Below are 16,749 nucleotides of genomic sequence, written 5' to 3' on the forward strand. Positions count from 1 at the left end.
ACGGCCATGCGCAGGGTCGAGCCTTCGTACGAGCCCGGTCACGGACTGCTGGCCGGGCGCACCGCCGTCGTCACCGCCGCCGCGGGCACCGGCATCGGGGGCGCCACCGCCCGCCGCCTCCTGGAGGAGGGCGCGAGGGTCCTCGTCAGCGACGCCCACACCCGCCGCCTGAAGGAGACGGAGGAGGCGCTCGCCGCCGCGTTCGGCCCCGCCGCCGTGGCCGCCCGGCCCTGTGACGTCACCGACGAGGCCCAGGTCCGTGCCCTGTTCGAGGAGGCCGTACGGCTCCACGGCCGCCTCGACGTCGTCGTCAACAACGCCGGCCTGGGCGGCACCGCCGAACTGGCCGACATGACCGACGACCAGTGGCACCGGGTCCTCGACGTGACCCTGAACGGCACGTTCCGCTGCGTACGGGCGGCCCTGCGGCACTTCCGCGACGCGGGTGACGGCAGCCGGGGCGGTGTGGTGGTGAACAACGCCTCCGTCGCCGGCTGGCGCGCCCAGGCCGGCCAGGCCCACTACGCCGCCGCCAAGGCCGGCGTCATGGCGCTCACCCGGTGCGCGGCCCTGGAGGCCGCCCCGTACGGCGTGCGCGTCAACGCCGTCGCCCCCAGCCTGGCCATGCACCCGCACCTGGTGAGGGTCACCTCCGCCGGACTGCTCGACGAGCTGACCGCGCGCGAGGCGTTCGGGCGGCCCGCCGAGCCCTGGGAGGTCGCCAACGTCATCGTCTTCCTGGCCAGCGGCTACGCCTCGTACCTCACGGGCGAGACGGTCTCGGTCAGCAGCCAGCACCCGTAGGACCAGAATGGACCCGTGCCGAACAAGAACAAGCCCCCGGCGGCCGCCGCCGCGCCGCCGGAACGGCGCTCCGAGATCCTCGCCATCGCCGCCGAGGTCTTCGCCGCCCAGGGGTACAACGCGACGACCGTCCGCCGGATCGCGGATGCCGCCGGCATGCTCGCCGGCAGCCTCTACTACCACTTCGACTCCAAGGAGTCGATGGTCGACGAGATCCTCTCCGGCTTCCTCGGGGAGCTGTGGGCCCGGTACGACGCCGTGCTCGACGCGCGGCTCGGCCCGAGGGAGACCATCGAGGCCCTCGTCACCGAGTCGTTCCGGGAGATCGACCGGCACCGCGCGGCCGTGGCGATCTACCAGAAGGAGTCCCGGCACCTGGCCGCCCTGCCCCGCTTCCGGTACCTGACCGACTCGCAGACCCGGTTCGAGAGGGCCTGGCTGGGGACGCTGGAGCGGGGCGTCGCCGAGCACGTCTTCCGCGCGGACCTGGACGTCCGGCTCACCTACCGGTTCGTCCGGGACACGGTGTGGGTCGCCGCGTCCTGGTACCGGCCGGGCGGCCTGCACAGCCCGGAGGAGATCGCCCGCCAGTACCTGTCGATGGTGCTGGACGGGATCGCCGTACGCACCTGATCCGTACGCACGCTCATCGAGGAGTCGCCATGGCCGAGGCCTACATCGTCGAAGCGGTACGCACCCCGGTCGGGCGGCGCGGCGGAGGGCTCGGCGCCGTCCACCCCGCCGACCTGGGCGCCCACGTCCTCAAGGCCCTGGTGGACCGGTCCGGGATCGACCCCGCCGCCGTCGACGACGTCGTGTTCGGCTGCCTCGACGCGGTGGGCCCGCAGGCCGGGGACGTCGCCCGTACGGCGTGGCTGGCCGCGGGGCTGCCCGAGGAGGTCCCGGGCGTCACCGTCGACCGCCAGTGCGGCTCCTCCCAGCAGGCCGTGCACTTCGCCGCGCAGGCCGTGCTGTCCGGGACGCAGGACCTCGTGGTGGCGGGCGGCGTCCAGAACATGACCATGGTGCCGATCGCCTACGCGTCCCGGCAGGCCGCCGTCCCCCTCGGCCTGACGGACGGTCCGTTCGCCGGGTCCGCGGGATGGCGGGACCGCTACGGGGACACGCCCGTCAACCAGTTCCACGGCGCCGAACTCATCGCGCGCGACTGGGGCATCACCCGCCGCGCCCAGGAGGAGTACGCCCTGGAGTCGCACCGCCGCGCGGTCCGCGCCGCCGACGAGGGCCGCTTCGACCGCGAACTCGTCCCGTACGGGGACGTGACGGCGGACGAGGGCCCGCGCCGCGACACCACCCTCGACAGGATGGCCGCGCTGCGGCCCGTCCTCGACGGCGGCACCGTCACCGCCGCCTGCTCCTCGCAGGTCTCCGACGGGGCCGCCGCGCTGCTGCTCGCGAGCGAACGCGCCGTCGCCGCGCACGCGCTGACGCCCCGGGCCCGTGTCCACCACCTGTCCGTACGGGGCGAGGACCCGATCCGCATGCTGACCGCGCCCATACCGGCGACCGCGCACGCCCTGAAGAAGACCGGTCTCACGATGGACGCCATCGACCTCGTCGAGATCAACGAGGCGTTCGCGCCCGTCGTCCTCGCCTGGCTCCACGAGACGGGCGCCGACCCCGCCCGCGTCAACGTCAACGGCGGCGCCATCGCCCTGGGCCACCCCCTCGGCGCGACCGGCGCCCGCCTGATGACGACCCTCCTCCACGAACTGGAGCGCACGGGCGGCCGGTTCGGCCTCCAGACCATGTGCGAGGGCGGCGGCCAGGCCAACGTGACGATCATCGAACGGCTGTAGGGCCGACGGCCGGGGCGGGCGGCCGCTCTCAGGACCGGGTACGCGTGTCCGGTACGCCGATCGGGTTCGGGAAGCGCAGGGCCTCCGAGCACGCCGCCGCCAGCGGCTCCAGTGCCGCCCCCAGTTCCGCGACCGCGTCCGGGGCGCCGCGCCACGGCCGTGCCGCCGCCCGGTCCGTCGCCGCCTCCACGCGGGCGTGCAGGCGGCGCCCCTCGGCGGTCGCCGCGCCCGCCGCCGTGACCAGGCCGCGCGCCTCCAGCCGGGCCACCGCGGCGTCCCACTCCTCGTCCGTCCAGCCCCGGTACGGCTGGAGCTCACCGCGTGGCAGGTCGATGCCCGCCCGCAGCGCCAGCGCCTCGCAGCCGTCCAGGCCGGCGGCCACCAGCGCCGCCACATGGCCGTCGCCCCGGTGCTCCCGCAGCACCGTCGTCGTGTGCCACAGGAGGCCCAGCGGGTCCTCGGGGCGCGGCAGCGCGGCGTTGGCCGCGGCCAGCGGCCGGCCCGCGCAGTCCGGTTCGTCCGTGAACCGGGCCAGCAGCGCCGCCGCCCGCTCCACCTCGGCGTCCAGGCCCTTCAGCAGCCGCTCCAGCGCCGCGCGGGCCGCCGCCCGCCGTACCGCCAGCGCCTCCTGCGGCGTCACGTACTCCCACACCGAGGGCAGGGCCCGCGCCACCATCCTGGGGGCGAACGAGAAGAACGCCGCCGTCACCGGCCCGGGACCCGTCGCCCCGAACGGTGCCGCCCGCCCGGCGAAGTAGCCCCGCCAGAAGCCCCGCAGTCCGGCCGTCTCGAAGGCCTCCCGGCACTCGGGCGCGAAGTACGTGACGGCGTGCACCGGTTCGGCCAGCTCCCACATCCGGCGGGCGGTGCTCCCGGCGGTGTTCTCTGCCGTCGTGTCCGTGTCCGTGGGTGCCGTCGTGTTCGTAGGTGTCGTCGTGCTCGTGGGGGTCGTCGTGTCCCTGGGCGTCGTCGTGTCCATGGGCCGGATTCTGTCCCCGGCCGCCCGCGCGCCAGGGACGGTCAGCCGGAAGCGTCCGGAAGCGCACCCAGTACGTGTTCGGCTTCGGCCATGATCCGCCGGACCAGCTCCGCGCAGCTCGGCAGGTCCTCGATCACCCCGGCCACCTGCCCCGAGGCCATCACCCCCAGGTCCGTGCGCCCCTCGACCATCGCCGCCCGCAGCAGCATGGGGCTGTTCGCGGCCATCAGCACCTGGGCCCAGGACAGCCCCCGGCCACGGCGCATGGCGAGCCCGTCGCGCACCAGGGCCCGCCACGAGAGCGCCGACACGTCCCGGAACGCGGCGGCGTGGCGTACCGCCCGCAGCAGCGCCCGGCCCCGGCCCGCCGACTCCAGCGCGTCGACCAGCTCCGTGCGCAGCATCCGGTGCGGCACCCCGTCGACGGCCCGCGTCACCGTCACATCGCCGACGCCCGCCGCCAGGTACCGGGCCTTCACCGCGTCCGGCACCGGCGCGTCCGACGTCAGCAGGAACCGCGTCCCCATCGCGACCCCCGCCGCCCCGTACGCCAGCGCCGCCACCAGCCCCCGCCCGTCGTGGAATCCGCCCGCCGCCACCACGGGCACCGGCACCGCGTCCACCACCTGCGGCAGCAGCACCGAGGTGGCCACGTCCCCGGTGTGGCCGCCGCCCTCGCCGCCCTGCGCGATCACCGCGTCCGCGCCCCACGCCACGACCTTCTCGGCGTGCCGCCGGGCGCCGACCGACGGGATGACGACGACTCCGGCGTCCTTCAGCTCGGCGATCAGCTCCCGCGACGGCGCCAGGGCGAACGACGCGACCCGCACCCCCTCGTCGATCAGGATCCGCACCCGCTCCCGGGCGTCCGCCGCGTCGGCCCGCAGGTTCACCCCGAAGGGCGCGTCGGTACGGGACTTCACCTCCCGTACCGCCGCCCGGAGCCCGTCGGCCGTCATCGTCGCGGAGGCCAGGATGCCGAGGGCGCCGGCGCGCGCGGTCGCGGTGACCAGCCGTGGCCCGGACACCCACCCCATGCCGGTCTGCACGACCGGATGCCGCACACCGGTCAGCCGCGTCAGCGCCGTCTCGACCGGCATCAGCCCCGCACCTCCCGCTCCCGCGCCCCGCCCGGGTCGATCACCTCACGGATCAGCCGCAGCTCCTCGGAGTCCGGCGTCCGCGTGTACGGCACGTCGGCGCCGGCCGCGAGCGGGAACCCGGTCGCGGCGAGTACCTGCTCGACGGTGACCCCCGGGTGCAGGGACGCGAGCCGCATCGTCCGGTCCGGGGTCGCGAAGTCGAAGACCCCGAGGTCGCTGACGACCCGGACCAGCCGGTGGAACCGCGCCCCGGCCGGCACCCGGTCGTACCCCACGCCGCAGACCATGTCGACGCGCTCGACGAAGACCCGCGGGGAGTGGCGCGGTATCCAGTAGCTGGTCGGGTTGTTCAGCGTGTTGACGGGCGCGCCCCGCACGCCGAGCAGCTGCCGGGCGGGCCGCTCGTGGCCGCCGACGCACGAGATGTTCTGGTTGCCGTACCGGTCGAGCTGGCTCGCGCCCATCATCACGTGCCGCCGGCCGCCGGTGACGAGCGTGAGGTGGCGGCGGTACGGCAGCCAGCCCTCCACCGCGCCGTCCGCGTCGACGAGCAGGGCCTCGCCGTCGGTGAGGAGCAGGTCGGGGGAGAACGTCAGCCGGGCGAGGCGGGCCCCGATCGACGGGATCGTCCCCATGGGGCTCGCCAGGACCTCGCCCGCCCCCCTCCAGGCTTCGGCGCAGGCGACGACGCAGTACTCGGCGCGGGTGACGGGGTTCGTCATGTCCGGTCCTCCTTCCACGCGCGCACGGCCCGCCGGTACGCCTCCTCGCCGTCGCCCGAGGCGTCGGCGGCCAGGAAGCGGGCGGTGAAGTCGCCGAAGTCCGTGGTGGCGTACATCCGCTGGAACTCCTCGTCCCGCCCGTAGTCGGGGACGCAGGAGGTGAAGTGCGCGCCGCCCGGCGCCTCGATGACGCCCGTGACGTCCTGCCGGGGGATCAGCAGCGTCTGCGGGGCGGCGTCCCGCGTCAGCTCGGCCGTCCCGACGATCCGCTCGCAGGACACGTACGCCGTGTCGGCGGCCCGGCAGAACAGGTCGTCGAAGTACGGGTCGGGCCCGAGGTACTGGGCGTTGCCGTGCCGGTCGGCGCGGTTCATGTGGACGAGCGCCACGTCCATGCGCAGGGCCGGCACGGCGACGAACTCCTCGCCGTCCGCGTACGGGGAGCGCACCGTGCGCAGCCCGGGGCCGACCCGCATCACGTCCGAGCCGAGCCCGGCGCGGACCGGCAGGAACGGCAGCCGGTTCGCGGCGGCGTGCAGCCCCCACAGGAACATCGCCTCGTCCAGCTCCTCGAACCGCAGCGCGCCGCGTTCGCGCGCCTCCCGGAACCGGGGTTCGAGGGGGAGGGAGTCGAGCGTGGCGAACGGCGCGACGAGCGTGCGGACACGGCCGGACGCGGCCAGCATCCCCACGTCGGGCCCGCCGCACGTCACCACGGTCAGGTCGGCCACGCCGGCCCGCAGTACGGCCCGCACGAGGGCCATCGGCTTGCGGCGCGAGCCCCAGCCGCCGATGCCCAGGGTCATGCCGCTGCGCAGCCGCCCCGCGACCTCGTCGAGGGAGAGGATCTTGTCGGCGCTCACCGCTCCTCCCTCCCGCCGGAACGGAGGCCGGAGCCGCCGGAGCCGAAGGTGTCCCGCACCCGCCCCGCCACGCCCGTCAGGTTCGCCTCGAACGTGAAGCCCTGCTCGAAGCGGTAGCTGCGGCGGACGTCGACGGGGTCGATGCCGTTCAGGGCCGCCTTGGCGAGCCGCAGCAGCGTGCCGTCCTTGGCGGCGATGTCGCGGGCGAGCCCCAGCGCCTCGTCCAGGAGGTCGCCGGGCGGCACCACTCGCCAGACCGAGCCGTGGGCGTGCAGCTCGGCGGCGGTGACGGTCCGGCAGGTGTAGTACAGGGCCCGCATGAGGTGCTGGGGGACCAGCCGGGCCAGGTGCGTGGCCGCGCCGAGGGCGCCCCGGTCCAGCTCGGGCAGCCCGAACACGGCGTCGTCGGCCGCCACGATCGCGTCCGCGTTGCCGGCGAGGCCGATGCCGCCGCCCAGGCAGTGGCCCTGGACGGCCGCGACGACGGGGACCTCGCACGCGTACACGGCCCAGAACGCCTCCGCGCAGCCGCGGTTGACGCCGACCAGGGCCTGGTGCCCCGGGTCGCGCTGCAACTCCTTGATGTCGACGCCCGCGTTGAAGCCGCGGCCCGCCGCCGCGAGGACGACACAGCGGACGTCCGGGTCGCGGCCCGCGGCGCGTACGGCGTCGGCGAGGTCGTACCAGCCCCGCACGGGCAGGGCGTTGACGGGCGGGAAGTCGACGGTGACGAGGCGGACGCCGTTCTCCGGGCCGGTGGTGGAGACACCCATGGGCGGATCAGCTACCTTTCCACCAAACGTTTGTTAGGCACCTTCGACCGGAAGGTAGCAGCCGATGGAGCTGGACGGGAGGGTCGCCGTCGTCACCGGCGGCACCCGGGGCGTGGGCGCGGGCATCGCCCGCGCCTTCCTCGCGGCGGGAGCCCGCGTGCTGGTGTGCGCCCGGCGCCCGCCGGACGAGCCGGTACGGGAGGCGGGCCGCACCGCCGAGTTCACGCCCCTGGACCTGCGGGACCCGGCCGCGGTCCGGGCGTACGTCGACGGGGCGGCCGCCCGCCACGGCGGCCTGGACGTGCTGGTGAACAACGCGGGCGGCACGCCGTACCGGCTCCTCGCCGAGGCGGACGCGGAGCGGCACGCGCGCGTGCTGGAGCTGAACCTCACGGCGCCGCTGACGGTCTCGCTGGCCGCGTACCCGTACCTGCGGGACTCGGGCCACGGGGCGGTCGTCATGGTCGGCAGCGTCAGCGGCGGCCGCGCGTCGCCCGGCGCGGCGGCGTACGGCGCGGCCAAGGCGGGGCTGGAGAGCCTGGCGCGCTCGATGGCCGTGGAGTGGGCGCCGGAGGTCCGGGTCAACACCGTGGTGCCCGGCATGGTCGCCACCGAGCGGTCCGCGCTCCACTACGGCGACGCGCGGGGCGTCGCCGCGGTCGCCCGCACCGTGCCGCTCGGGCGGCTGGCCGAGCCCTCGGACATCGGCGCGGCGGCCGTCTTCCTCGCCTCCGACCGTGCCGCCTACGTCAGCGGCGCGTCGCTGCTCGTGCACGGCGGCGGCGAGCGCCCCGCGTACCTCACCGCGTCAACGGCCGGAAAGGACAGGTGACATGGCAGGAATCTGCGCGGACCGCGTCGTCGCGGTCACGGGCGCTGGCCGGGGCCTGGGCCGCGCCCACGCCCTGGCCTTCGCCGCCGAGGGCGCCCGCGTCGTGGTCAACGACCTGGGCGTGGCCCTGGACGGCACGCCCACGGACGGCACGCCCACGGACGACGGGCCCGCCGAACGGGTCGCCGCCGAGATCCGCGCGGCCGGCGGCGAGGCCGTCGCCCACCGCGGCGACATCGCCACCACCGAGGGCGCCGCGTCCCTCGTCACGGCGGCGCTCGACACGTACGGCCGGCTCGACACCCTGGTCAACAACGCGGGCTTCCTGCGCGACCGGATGCTCGTCAACCTGGACGAGGACGACTGGGACGCCGTCGTACGCGTCCACCTCAAGGGGCACTTCCTGCCGCTCAAGCACGCCGCGGCGCACTGGCGGGCGGAGGCCAAGGCGGGCCGCCGTCCCCGGGCGCGGATCGTCAACACCACCTCGGGCGCGGGCCTGCTGGGCAGCGTCGGCCAGGGCAACTACTCCGCCGCCAAGGCGGGGATCGTCGCCCTCACCCTGGTCGCCGCGGCCGAGCTGGCCCCGTACGGCGTCCACGTCAACGCGCTCGCCCCGGCGGCCCGCACGCGCATGACCGAGCACGTCTTCGCCGCCGCCATGGCGTCGGACGCGATGGCCCCGGAGAACGTGTCCCCGCTGGTGGTCTGGCTGGGCAGCGCGGCGAACGAGGGCGTGACGGGCCGCGTCTTCGAGGCGGAGGGCGGCCGGATCACCCTCATGTGCGGCTGGCACCCGGGCCCCGGCAGCGACAAGGGCACCCGCCTCACCCCGGCAGAGGCCGGCGACGTCGCCCGGGCCCTCGTCGGGGCCGCGGACCCGCCGCTCCCGCCGTACGGGGCGCGGACGACCTGAACCGCCTGCTACGTGTCGCACTCCAGCACCGTGCGGCACAACCCGCACCGCGCCCGTACCCGGCCCCGCACCGGGACCCGGATGCGCTGGTGGCAGGTGGGGCACGGGAACGAGACCCGCAGTCCGGCGCCCGCCCCCGGCGCCCCGTCCTCGAACGCGTACCCGACGCCGCCGGGCGACGCCCGGGTGCCCGGGTGCTCGCGGGCCCACCGGCGGTCCTTCGCGTAGCGGTGCCGGCCCGCCCAGCCCGCCGCCACCAGTGGCGGCCGCCGCTCGTCGCGCTCCGCCTCCACCCGCCCCGCGGTGTACGCCGTGTACGCCTGCGGGCTGGTGAACCAGGGCGACGGGTCCTCGCCGAACACCCGGGCCCGCTTGGCCAGCACGTACCCGAACTCCTCCGGCGTGAGGTAGCCGAGCTTCTGGCTGCTCACGCCGTCCTCCCGGAAGGCGTCCAGCAGCAGCCAGCCCGCCCCCAGGTAGGCGGTCGCCGTGTCCGTGAGGATCTCGTTGTCCCGCGTGCCGGGGAACTCCAGGCCCAGCCGGTGCAGCAGCACGTGCGTGATCTCGTGGGCGAGGGCCGCCCCGATGTCCCGCCGGTGCGTACGGAACCTGTCGTTCAGCTCGATGAAGTACTCCGGCCCGGCGGCCAGTTCGACGCTCGCGGCATGCGTCATCGCCCGGAAGCTCACGATCATTCGGGCCTCCGGCAGCCGTAGCTGCTGCACCAGCGCGTGGGCCACCCGCTGGGCGCCCAGGTGCAGGTCGTCGCCGTCGGCGAAGGCCACGTCGGCGGGGGCCACGCTCGTCGCGTACGCCCCCAGCCCCTCGTACGAGATCCGCCGGTACAGCGCGGTGATCGCCGCCCGCACGGTCTCCAGGTGCGGAAAGCCGTGGACGACCTCGCCGCCCGCCCTGCCGTTCGCCACGTCCGGCACCCCCATGTACGACGTCGGCCCGCCCCGGGGCGCGGCCTCGCCTGCAGCCCCGCCCGGGGTCCCTCCTCCCACGGTACGGCCGCCGCGCGGCGGACCGCGCGCGTGACGGGATGGCCGAAAACACGGCCTTGTGGCGCCCGTGAAGACCTCCGGATAATCCCGACCACGCCTTGACGGGCCCATGTCATTGCGGCGGGTGTCCCGTCCATGCGGAAGGCTCAACCCCCCACGAAAGGCAGAGAGTTGAAGAAGACACTGATCCGTGCCCTGAAGAGATGCGCCGCGGCCGGCGCCGTCGTCCTCGCGGCGCTCAGCCTCCAGCCGTCCTCCGCCTCCGCGGCCCCCGCCCCCGTCGTCGGCGGCACCCGCGCCGCCCAGGGCGAGTTCCCGTGGATGGTCCGGCTCTCCATGGGCTGCGGCGGCTCGCTGCTCACCCAGCAGATCGTGCTGACCGCCGCCCACTGCGTCAGCGGCTCCGGCAACAACACCAGCATCACCGCCACCGCCGGCGTCGTGGACCTGCAGAGCAGCTCCGCCATCAAGGTCCGCTCCACCAAGGTCCTCCAGGCCCCCGCTACAACGGCACGGGCAAGGACTGGGCACTGATCAAGCTCGCCCAGCCGATCAACCTGCCGACGCTCAACATCGCCACCACCACGCAGTACAACAGCGGCACCTTCACGGTCGCCGGGTGGGGCGCCAACCGCGAGGGCGGCAGCCAGCAGCGCTACCTGCTCAAGGCCCAGGTCCCCTTCGTCTCGGACGCCACCTGCAAGCAGTCGTACGGCGAGCTGGTCGCCAACGAGGAGATCTGCGCCGGCTACACCCAGGGCGGCGTCGACACCTGCCAGGGCGACTCCGGCGGCCCCATGTTCCGCAGGGACGCGAACGGCGCCTGGATACAGGTCGGCATCGTCAGCTGGGGCTACGGCTGCGCCCGGCCCAACTACCCCGGCGTGTACACCGAGGTGTCCACCTTCGCCGCCGCCATCAAGTCCGCGGCGGCCACCCTCTAGCACCACCCGCACCCCCACCACGAGCACGACCCGCGCACCCTGAAGGGAGGGGCGGGCCCGGCCACGCCGCCGGGCCCGCCCCTCCCCGCGTACGCCCGGCCCCCGCGTACGCCCACGAGGGCCGGCCCTCCTACGCCAGCCGTACGCCGTCCCCCGCGCCCTCCAGCTCCAGCACCCACACCTCGTTCGCCCCCTCCCGCAGCACCGGCCCCGGCACGAACAGCGACTCCTGCGGGCCCACGCACCAGTGGCGCCCCAGGCAGAACCCGTTCACCCACACGAACCCGCGCACCCACCCCGGCAGCTCCAGCCACGCGTCCCCGGCCCCCACCACCTCCAGCACCCCCCGGTGGAGTCCCGGCTCCCCACCTCGCCCCTCCTCCCGCGAGGTGAACCCCACCCGCGCCACCGCGCCCGGCGTGAACGCGTCCACGCGCAGGCCGCGAGCCCGCACCCCGTGGACGTACTGCCGCTCGTGCCGCAGCCCGCCCGTCACGCCCTTCGGCTCACCCAGGCGCGGCCCGTAGTTGACCCGCCCCAGCGACTCCACCCACAGCTCCACCACCGCCGGGCCCGCCACCGCCCGGCCCCCGCACAGCACCGCGTCCTCGCCCTCCACCACCCCGGCCCGCACCCCGTCCACCCACACCGCCGCCCGGTCCCGCAGCCCCCGCACCGACAGCGGATAACCCCGCCGCGGCCCCGGCACCTCCCACCGGTAGCACACCACCCCCCGGTCCACGCCCAGCTCCTCGAACGACGGCGGCACAGGCCCGTCCCACTCCTCGTCCCCCAGCACCTCCAGCACCCGCGGCAGCGGCGCCCAGTCCCGCAGCGCCGCCCCCACCGGCGCGCCCAGCCGCGCGGGCGGCGCCGGAGGCTCCGGCAGCGGGCCCTCCGCGTACTCCGCCAGCACCTCCCGCAGCCGCCGGAACAGCTCCGTCGGCCGGCCCGCCTCGTCCACGGGCGCGTCGTAGTCGTACGACGTCACCGTCGGCTGGAGCGGCCCCTCGTGCAGCTCGCCCGCCCGGTTCGCGCCGGCCCACCCGCCGAAGCTCGTCCCGCCGTGCGCCATGTACAGGTTCACCGACGCCCCGCACTCCAGCACCTCCCGCAGGGCCCGTGCCGCCTCCGCCGGGTCCCGTGGCACCCCCCGCCCCTCACCCCAGTGCCGGAACCAGCCACACCAGAACTCCATGCACATCAGCGGCCCCTCCGGCCGGTGCCGCCGCAGCACCCCGAACGCCTCCCGCGCGCCCGACCCGAAGTTCACCGTCGCCAGCACCCCCGGCACCGACCCGCCCGTCAGCATGTGGTCCTCCGCCCCGTCCGACGTGCACAGCGGCACCGTCACGCCGCATCCCAGCAGCAGGTCCACCACGTGCCGCAGGTAGCCGGCGTCGGAGCCGTACGAGCCGTACTCGTTCTCCGCCTGGACCAGCACCACCGGCCCGCCCCGGTCCACCTGCCGCGCCACCACCTGCGGCAGCAGCCTGCGGAACCAGCGCTCCACGTGCACCAGGAACTCCGCGTCGTCCGACCGCACCCGCCGCCCCAGCCGCCCGGTCAGCCAGTGCGGCAGCCCCCCGTTCTCCCACTCGGCGCAGATGTACGGGCCCGGCCGGACGATCGCCCACAGCCCGGCCGCCGCCACCGCGTCCAGGAACCGGCCCAGCCGGCCCACGTCCCCGTACCGGCCGGGCTCCGGCTCGTGCAGGTTCCACGGCACGTACGTCTCCACGCAGTTCAGGCCGAGCGCCCGCAGCATCGCCAGCCGGTGCCCCCACTGCGCCTCGTGCACCCGGAAGTAGTGCAGCGCGCCCGACAACAACCGCACCGGCCGCCCGTCCAGCAGAAAGTCCGCGTCCCCCACCGAGAACACCCCGCACCCGCCCACCACGGCACCCAGCCCCTTCGTCCGTCGCCCTGCCGAGCGCCCACCCTCGCCCTCTGGCGCCCGGCCGGTCCATGGACAAAGATCGGCGCTGTTTGGACGCAGGAACGCGGGGCCGGCACCGGGGGAGACGCAGGGACGCGGGGACGCGCGGCCGGCACCGGACGCGGGACGCGGGCCGGCGCCGGACGTCGGACGCGGGCCGGCGCCGGACGTCGGACGCGGGCCGGCGCCGGACGTCGGACGCGGGCCCAGACCGGGAAAGGGGACGCATGTACCACACCTGGATGCGCTACTTCACCCCCAGCCCGCTCCACCACCGCCTCGGCCTCGTCTGCCTCGGCGTCGGCCTCCAGCACGGCGCGCTCCCCACCGTCGGCCCCCGCACGCTCGACCACCACGTCGCCGTCGTCGTCACCGCCGGCACCGGCTGGTACCGCACCCCCGACGGGCGCCGCACCACCGTCACCGCGCCCGCCGTCATCTGGCTCACCCCCGGCGTGCCCCACCACTACGCCCCCGACCCCGTCACCGGCTGGGACGAGAGCTTCGTCGACTTCACCGGGCCCGCCACCACCACCTACACCGAGCTCGGCTACATAGAGCCCGACCGCCCCGTCGTCCGCTCGCCGACACCGCCGCCGCCCGCGCCGCCATCGGCCGCATCGCCCGCGCGGCCAGCCCCGGCAACCCCCTCCTGGAGGTCGAGACCGCCGCGGCCGTCCACGAGCTGCTGGTCGCCCTCCGCCGCGCCCGCGCCGACACCGGCACCGACGGCCACCCCGTCCTCCACGCCCTCGCCCGAGACGCCTGCCGCCCGCTCACCGTCGCCGAGCACGCCGCCCGCCACGGCATGACCCCCGCCGAACTGCGCACCGCCGTCCGCCGCACCGCCGGATGCAGCCCCAAGGACTACCTGCTGTCCGTCCGCCTGGGCCGCGCGAAGGAGCTCCTCGCCACCACCGACCTGCCCGTCTCCGCCGTCGCCCGCCGCGTCGGCTACGACGACCCGGCCTACTTCTCCCGCCTCTTCACCCGTCGCGTCGGCACCCCGCCCGTCCGGTTCCGCGCCCAACAGAGCCGTACCGTCCCCGGCGGCTGGAGCACCCGCGTCCCGGATCCCGAACACCCGCCGACCATCACCCCCAAACCCGTCTAAGCTCGCCCACCATGAGCACGAGCGACATCGACGACTCCGTCCGCGCCGAACTGACCCGCCTGCGCGAAAGCATCGACAACATCGACGCCGCCGTCGTCCACATGCTGGCCGAGCGCTTCAAGTGCACCCAGCAGGTCGGCCTCCTCAAGGCGCGCCACCACCTGCCGCCCGCCGACCCCGACCGCGAGGCCCGCCAGATCACCCGGCTCCGCCAGCTCGCCGAGGCCGCCAAACTCGACCCGGCGTTCGCCGAGAAGCTCCTCAACTTCATCATCGCCGAGGTCATCCGCCACCACGAGACCCTCGCCGGCAACGGCACACCCCCGCCAAACCCTGACGCCGCCGCCTGACGCTCACAGCGAAAGCCCCCTGACCCGCCGCGACCCCATCGGGCAGCATGGGGCGCATGCCCGTACTGACGCGCGACGAAGCGCAGACCCGAGCCCGGCTCATCGACGTCCACCGCTACGCGGTCGACCTCGACCTCACCACCGGCGACGACACCTTCGACTCCACCACCGTCATCCACTTCACGGCCCGCGCCGCCGGTGACACCTTCGTCGAGCTCAAGCCCGCCACGCTGCGCAGCGCCACCCTCGACGGGCATCCCCTCGACCCGGCCGCCCTCGACGACAACCGCCTGCCGCTCACCGGCCTCGCCGAGGGCGCCCACGAGCTGCGCGTCGACGCCGCCATGCACTACTCGCGCACCGGCGAGGGCATGCACCGCTTCACCGACCCCACGGACGGCGAGACGTACGTCTACACGCAGCTGTTCATGGAGGACGTCCAGCGCGTCTTCGCCGCCTTCGACCAGCCCGACCTCAAGGCGGCCTTCGACCTCACCGTCACCGCCCCCGACACGTGGACCGTCCTCGCCAACGGCGTCACCACCCGCCGGGACGACGGCCGCTGGGAGGCCGCCACCACCCCGCTCATCTCGACGTACCTCGTCGCCGTGGCCGCCGGCCCCTGGCACTCCGTGCGCACCGAGCACGCCGGGCTGCCCTTCGGCATCCACTGCCGCCGCTCCCTGGCCCCCCACCTGGACGCCGACGCCGAGGAGATCCTCGACGTCACCCGGCGCTGCTTCGACCGGTACCACGAGAAGTTCACCGAGCCGTACCCGTTCGACTCCTATGACCAGGCGTTCGTGCCCGAGTTCAACGCCGGCGCCATGGAGAACCCCGGCCTCGTCACCTTCCGCGACGAGTTCGTCTTCCGCTCCGCGGTGACCGTCACCGAGCGCCAGACCCGCGCCATGGTCATCGCCCACGAGATGGCCCACATGTGGTTCGGCGACCTCGTCACGCTCAAGTGGTGGGACGACATCTGGCTGAACGAGTCGTTCGCCGAGTACATGGGCTACCAGACGATCAACGAGGCCACGGACCGCTACCCGGACACCTGGATCGACTTCGGCGTCGCCCGCAAGGCCTGGGGCTACGACGCCGACCAGCGCCCCTCCACGCACCCCGTCGCCCCCGACCCGGACGCCGTGCCCGACACCGCCTCCGCGCTGCTCAACTTCGACGGCATCTCGTACGCCAAGGGCGCCTCCGCGCTGCGCCAGCTCGTCGCGTGGATGGGGGAGAAGGAGTTCCTCGCCGGCATCAACAACCACTTCGCCCGGCACAAGTTCAGCAACGCGACCCTCGCCGACTTCATCGACAACCTGGCCTCCGCCACCGACCGCGACGTCCACGGGTGGGCCGAGGCGTGGCTGCGCACCACCGGCATCGACACGCTCACCGCCACCGTCGACGCCCCGCCCGGACGCTGGGCCCTGACCCTCGCCAACGACGGCACCCGCCCCCACCGCATCACCGTCGGCGTGTACGACCGCGACCTCAGCGACGGCCGCAGCCTCGTCCTGCGCGAGCGGTACGAGACGGACGTCCCGCAGGACGGCGGGCCCGAGGTCCGGTCCGGGAACCGCCCGGCCCTCGTCGTCCCCAACGAGCTGGACCTCACCTACGCCAAGATCCGCCTCGACGGGACGTCCGAGGAGACCGCCCTGCGCACCCTGTCCGGAGTGCCCGACCCGCTGACCCGGGCGCTGCTCTGGAACACCCTGCGCGACATGGTCCGCGACGGCGAACTCGAACCGGTGGCCTACCTGGAGACCGCCCGCGCCCACCTGCCCGAGGAGACCGACGTCGCCATCGTCCAGGGCGTCCTCGGCTTCGCCGCCGACCAGATCGCGGGCCGCTACCTGCCCGCCGACGACCGGCCCGCGGCGCTCGCCACGCTCACCGAGCTGACCCGCGACCTCATCCGCCGCACCGAGGACGGCCGCAACCCGGGCCTGCGCCTCACCGCCGTACGCCACTTCATCGACTGCACCGACCGCACGGGCACCCTCCACGGCTGGCTCGGCGACGGTGGCATCCCCGGCGGACCCGACCTCGACCCCGAGCTGCGCTGGCGGATCCTGAGCCGCCTCGCCGTCCTCGGCGCCACCGACGAGGACGCCATCGCCGCCGAGCTGGCGCGCGACCCCAGCGCGACCGGCCAGGAAGGCGCCGCCCGCTGCCGCGCCGCCCTCCCCACGCCCGAGGCCAAGGAGGCGGCCTGGCAGCAGCTGTTCGCCAACGACGACCTGTCCAACTACCTGTTCAACGCCACCGCCCAGGGCTTCTGGCAGCCCGAGCAGACCGGCCTCCTGCACGACTACGTCGGCCGCTACTACCCGCCGCCGCCGCCCTCGCCGCCCGCCGCGGCCCCGCCATCGCCACGGCGGCCGGCCGGTACGCGTTCCCGGGCTACGCCGTCACGGCCGACAACCTGCGCCTCGGCGAGGAGACCCTCACCCGCGACGACCTGACCCCGGCCCTCCGCCGCCAGCTCGTCGACCGGCTCGACGACCTCCGCCGCGCCCTCCGCGTCCGCGAGAGCTGAGCCACCCGCCACCCACCACGCGCCCCGGCCCA

General features: G+C 75.1%; 13 protein-coding genes and 3 pseudogenes. 9 read left to right on the plus strand and 7 right to left on the minus strand.

Going from position 1 to position 16,749, the window contains the following annotated elements; genetic code table 11:
* Positions 1–6 precede the first annotated feature (6 nt).
* The 3 genes from ABEB09_RS25210 to ABEB09_RS25220 are packed head-to-tail and all read left to right on the plus strand — an operon-like array spanning position 7 to position 2,624.
* Entirely contained in the window at positions 7–804 is a 798-nt protein-coding gene (locus ABEB09_RS25210) for an SDR family oxidoreductase (protein ID WP_345692192.1), read from the plus strand.
* 15 nt (positions 805–819) lie between these two features.
* Entirely contained in the window at positions 820–1,437 is a 618-nt protein-coding gene (locus ABEB09_RS25215; RefSeq protein WP_345692193.1) for a TetR/AcrR family transcriptional regulator, read from the plus strand.
* A 29-nt stretch (positions 1,438–1,466) separates the two neighbouring features.
* Positions 1,467–2,624, plus strand: a complete 1,158-nt coding sequence (locus ABEB09_RS25220; RefSeq protein ID WP_345692194.1) for an acetyl-CoA C-acetyltransferase — start codon at positions 1,467–1,469, stop codon at positions 2,622–2,624.
* A 28-nt stretch (positions 2,625–2,652) separates the two neighbouring features.
* Here ABEB09_RS25220 and ABEB09_RS25225 read toward each other — a convergent pair whose 3' ends face one another.
* The 5 genes from ABEB09_RS25225 to ABEB09_RS25245 all read right to left on the minus strand — a co-directional run bounded on the left by ABEB09_RS25225 (position 2,653) and on the right by ABEB09_RS25245 (position 7,064).
* Complete coding sequence (locus ABEB09_RS25225; RefSeq protein WP_345694082.1) at positions 2,653–3,480, minus strand: SCO6745 family protein; 828 nt, start codon at positions 3,478–3,480, stop codon at positions 2,653–2,655.
* A 164-nt stretch (positions 3,481–3,644) separates the two neighbouring features.
* Positions 3,645–4,703: an NAD(P)H-dependent flavin oxidoreductase gene (locus ABEB09_RS25230; protein WP_345692195.1), complete on the minus strand. Its 1,059-nt coding sequence runs from the start codon at positions 4,701–4,703 to the stop codon at positions 3,645–3,647.
* A complete protein-coding gene (locus ABEB09_RS25235) occupies positions 4,703–5,428 on the minus strand; it encodes a CoA-transferase subunit beta (protein ID WP_345692196.1) in 726 nt (241 codons plus the stop codon). The genes ABEB09_RS25230 and ABEB09_RS25235 overlap by 1 nt, the downstream gene beginning before the upstream one ends.
* The gene (locus ABEB09_RS25240; RefSeq protein WP_345692197.1) at positions 5,425–6,291 is read right to left on the minus strand and encodes a CoA transferase subunit A; all 867 of its coding nucleotides are present in this window, start codon (positions 6,289–6,291) and stop codon (positions 5,425–5,427) included. The genes ABEB09_RS25235 and ABEB09_RS25240 overlap by 4 nt, the downstream gene beginning before the upstream one ends.
* Positions 6,288–7,064: an enoyl-CoA hydratase family protein gene (locus ABEB09_RS25245; protein ID WP_345692198.1), complete on the minus strand. Its 777-nt coding sequence runs from the start codon at positions 7,062–7,064 to the stop codon at positions 6,288–6,290. Before ABEB09_RS25245 ends, ABEB09_RS25240 begins: the two co-directional genes overlap by 4 nt.
* 64 nt (positions 7,065–7,128) lie before the next feature.
* Between ABEB09_RS25245 and ABEB09_RS25250 the strand changes: the two genes are divergently transcribed.
* Both ABEB09_RS25250 and ABEB09_RS25255 read left to right on the plus strand, forming a co-directional pair.
* Complete coding sequence (locus ABEB09_RS25250) at positions 7,129–7,896, plus strand: SDR family oxidoreductase (RefSeq protein WP_345692199.1); 768 nt, start codon at positions 7,129–7,131, stop codon at positions 7,894–7,896.
* A 1-nt stretch (position 7,897) separates the two neighbouring features.
* The gene (locus ABEB09_RS25255) at positions 7,898–8,812 is read left to right on the plus strand and encodes an SDR family oxidoreductase (RefSeq protein WP_345692200.1); all 915 of its coding nucleotides are present in this window, start codon (positions 7,898–7,900) and stop codon (positions 8,810–8,812) included.
* An 8-nt stretch (positions 8,813–8,820) separates the two neighbouring features.
* On the opposite strand, the gene ABEB09_RS25260 is transcribed toward ABEB09_RS25255, so the two are convergent.
* Complete coding sequence (locus tag ABEB09_RS25260) at positions 8,821–9,753, minus strand: hypothetical protein (protein WP_380840113.1); 933 nt, start codon at positions 9,751–9,753, stop codon at positions 8,821–8,823.
* Between the two features lie 201 nt (positions 9,754–9,954).
* Here ABEB09_RS25260 and ABEB09_RS25265 point away from each other — a divergent pair.
* Positions 9,955–10,763, plus strand: a pseudogene (locus tag ABEB09_RS25265) (S1 family peptidase).
* Between the two features lie 130 nt (positions 10,764–10,893).
* Here ABEB09_RS25265 and ABEB09_RS25270 read toward each other — a convergent pair.
* Positions 10,894–12,636 carry a glycoside hydrolase family 35 protein gene (locus ABEB09_RS25270; protein ID WP_345692202.1) on the minus strand — a complete coding sequence of 581 codons (1,743 nt, stop codon included), beginning with the start codon at positions 12,634–12,636 and terminating at the stop codon, positions 10,894–10,896.
* A gap of 293 nt (positions 12,637–12,929) precedes the next feature.
* On the opposite strand from ABEB09_RS25270, the pseudogene ABEB09_RS25275 reads away from it, so the two are divergent.
* The 3 genes and pseudogenes from ABEB09_RS25275 to pepN all read left to right on the plus strand — a co-directional run bounded on the left by ABEB09_RS25275 (position 12,930) and on the right by pepN (position 16,717).
* A pseudogene (locus ABEB09_RS25275) lies at positions 12,930–13,816 on the plus strand (helix-turn-helix domain-containing protein).
* Positions 13,817–13,827: 11 nt separating this feature from the next.
* Entirely contained in the window at positions 13,828–14,166 is a 339-nt protein-coding gene (locus ABEB09_RS25280; RefSeq protein WP_345692203.1) for a chorismate mutase, read from the plus strand.
* Between the two features lie 56 nt (positions 14,167–14,222).
* Positions 14,223–16,717: pseudogene (pepN, locus tag ABEB09_RS25285) on the plus strand (aminopeptidase N).
* Positions 16,718–16,749 lie beyond the last annotated feature (32 nt).

Origin of the sequence: Streptomyces coeruleoprunus (assembly GCF_039542925.1) — a bacterium.
Classification (GTDB): Bacteria; Actinomycetota; Actinomycetes; order Streptomycetales; family Streptomycetaceae; genus Streptomyces; species Streptomyces coeruleoprunus.

What these genes read in the sequence shown, in the direction of transcription:
- ABEB09_RS25235 (WP_345692196.1), bottom strand. Translation starts at nt 5,428, where the DNA reads ATGACGAACCCCGTCACCCGCGCCGAGTACTGCGTCGTCGCCTGCGCC.
- ABEB09_RS25255 (WP_345692200.1), top strand. Translation starts at nt 7,898, where the DNA reads ATGGCAGGAATCTGCGCGGACCGCGTCGTCGCGGTCACGGGCGCTGGC.
- ABEB09_RS25260 (WP_380840113.1), bottom strand. Translation starts at nt 9,753, where the DNA reads ATGGGGGTGCCGGACGTGGCGAACGGCAGGGCGGGCGGCGAGGTCGTC.
- ABEB09_RS25220 (WP_345692194.1), top strand. Translation starts at nt 1,467, where the DNA reads ATGGCCGAGGCCTACATCGTCGAAGCGGTACGCACCCCGGTCGGGCGG.
- ABEB09_RS25210 (WP_345692192.1), top strand. Translation starts at nt 7, where the DNA reads ATGCGCAGGGTCGAGCCTTCGTACGAGCCCGGTCACGGACTGCTGGCC.
- ABEB09_RS25280 (WP_345692203.1), top strand. Translation starts at nt 13,828, where the DNA reads ATGAGCACGAGCGACATCGACGACTCCGTCCGCGCCGAACTGACCCGC.
- ABEB09_RS25230 (WP_345692195.1), bottom strand. Translation starts at nt 4,703, where the DNA reads ATGCCGGTCGAGACGGCGCTGACGCGGCTGACCGGTGTGCGGCATCCG.
- ABEB09_RS25250 (WP_345692199.1), top strand. Translation starts at nt 7,129, where the DNA reads ATGGAGCTGGACGGGAGGGTCGCCGTCGTCACCGGCGGCACCCGGGGC.
- ABEB09_RS25225 (WP_345694082.1), bottom strand. Translation starts at nt 3,480, where the DNA reads ATGTGGGAGCTGGCCGAACCGGTGCACGCCGTCACGTACTTCGCGCCC.
- ABEB09_RS25245 (WP_345692198.1), bottom strand. Translation starts at nt 7,064, where the DNA reads ATGGGTGTCTCCACCACCGGCCCGGAGAACGGCGTCCGCCTCGTCACC.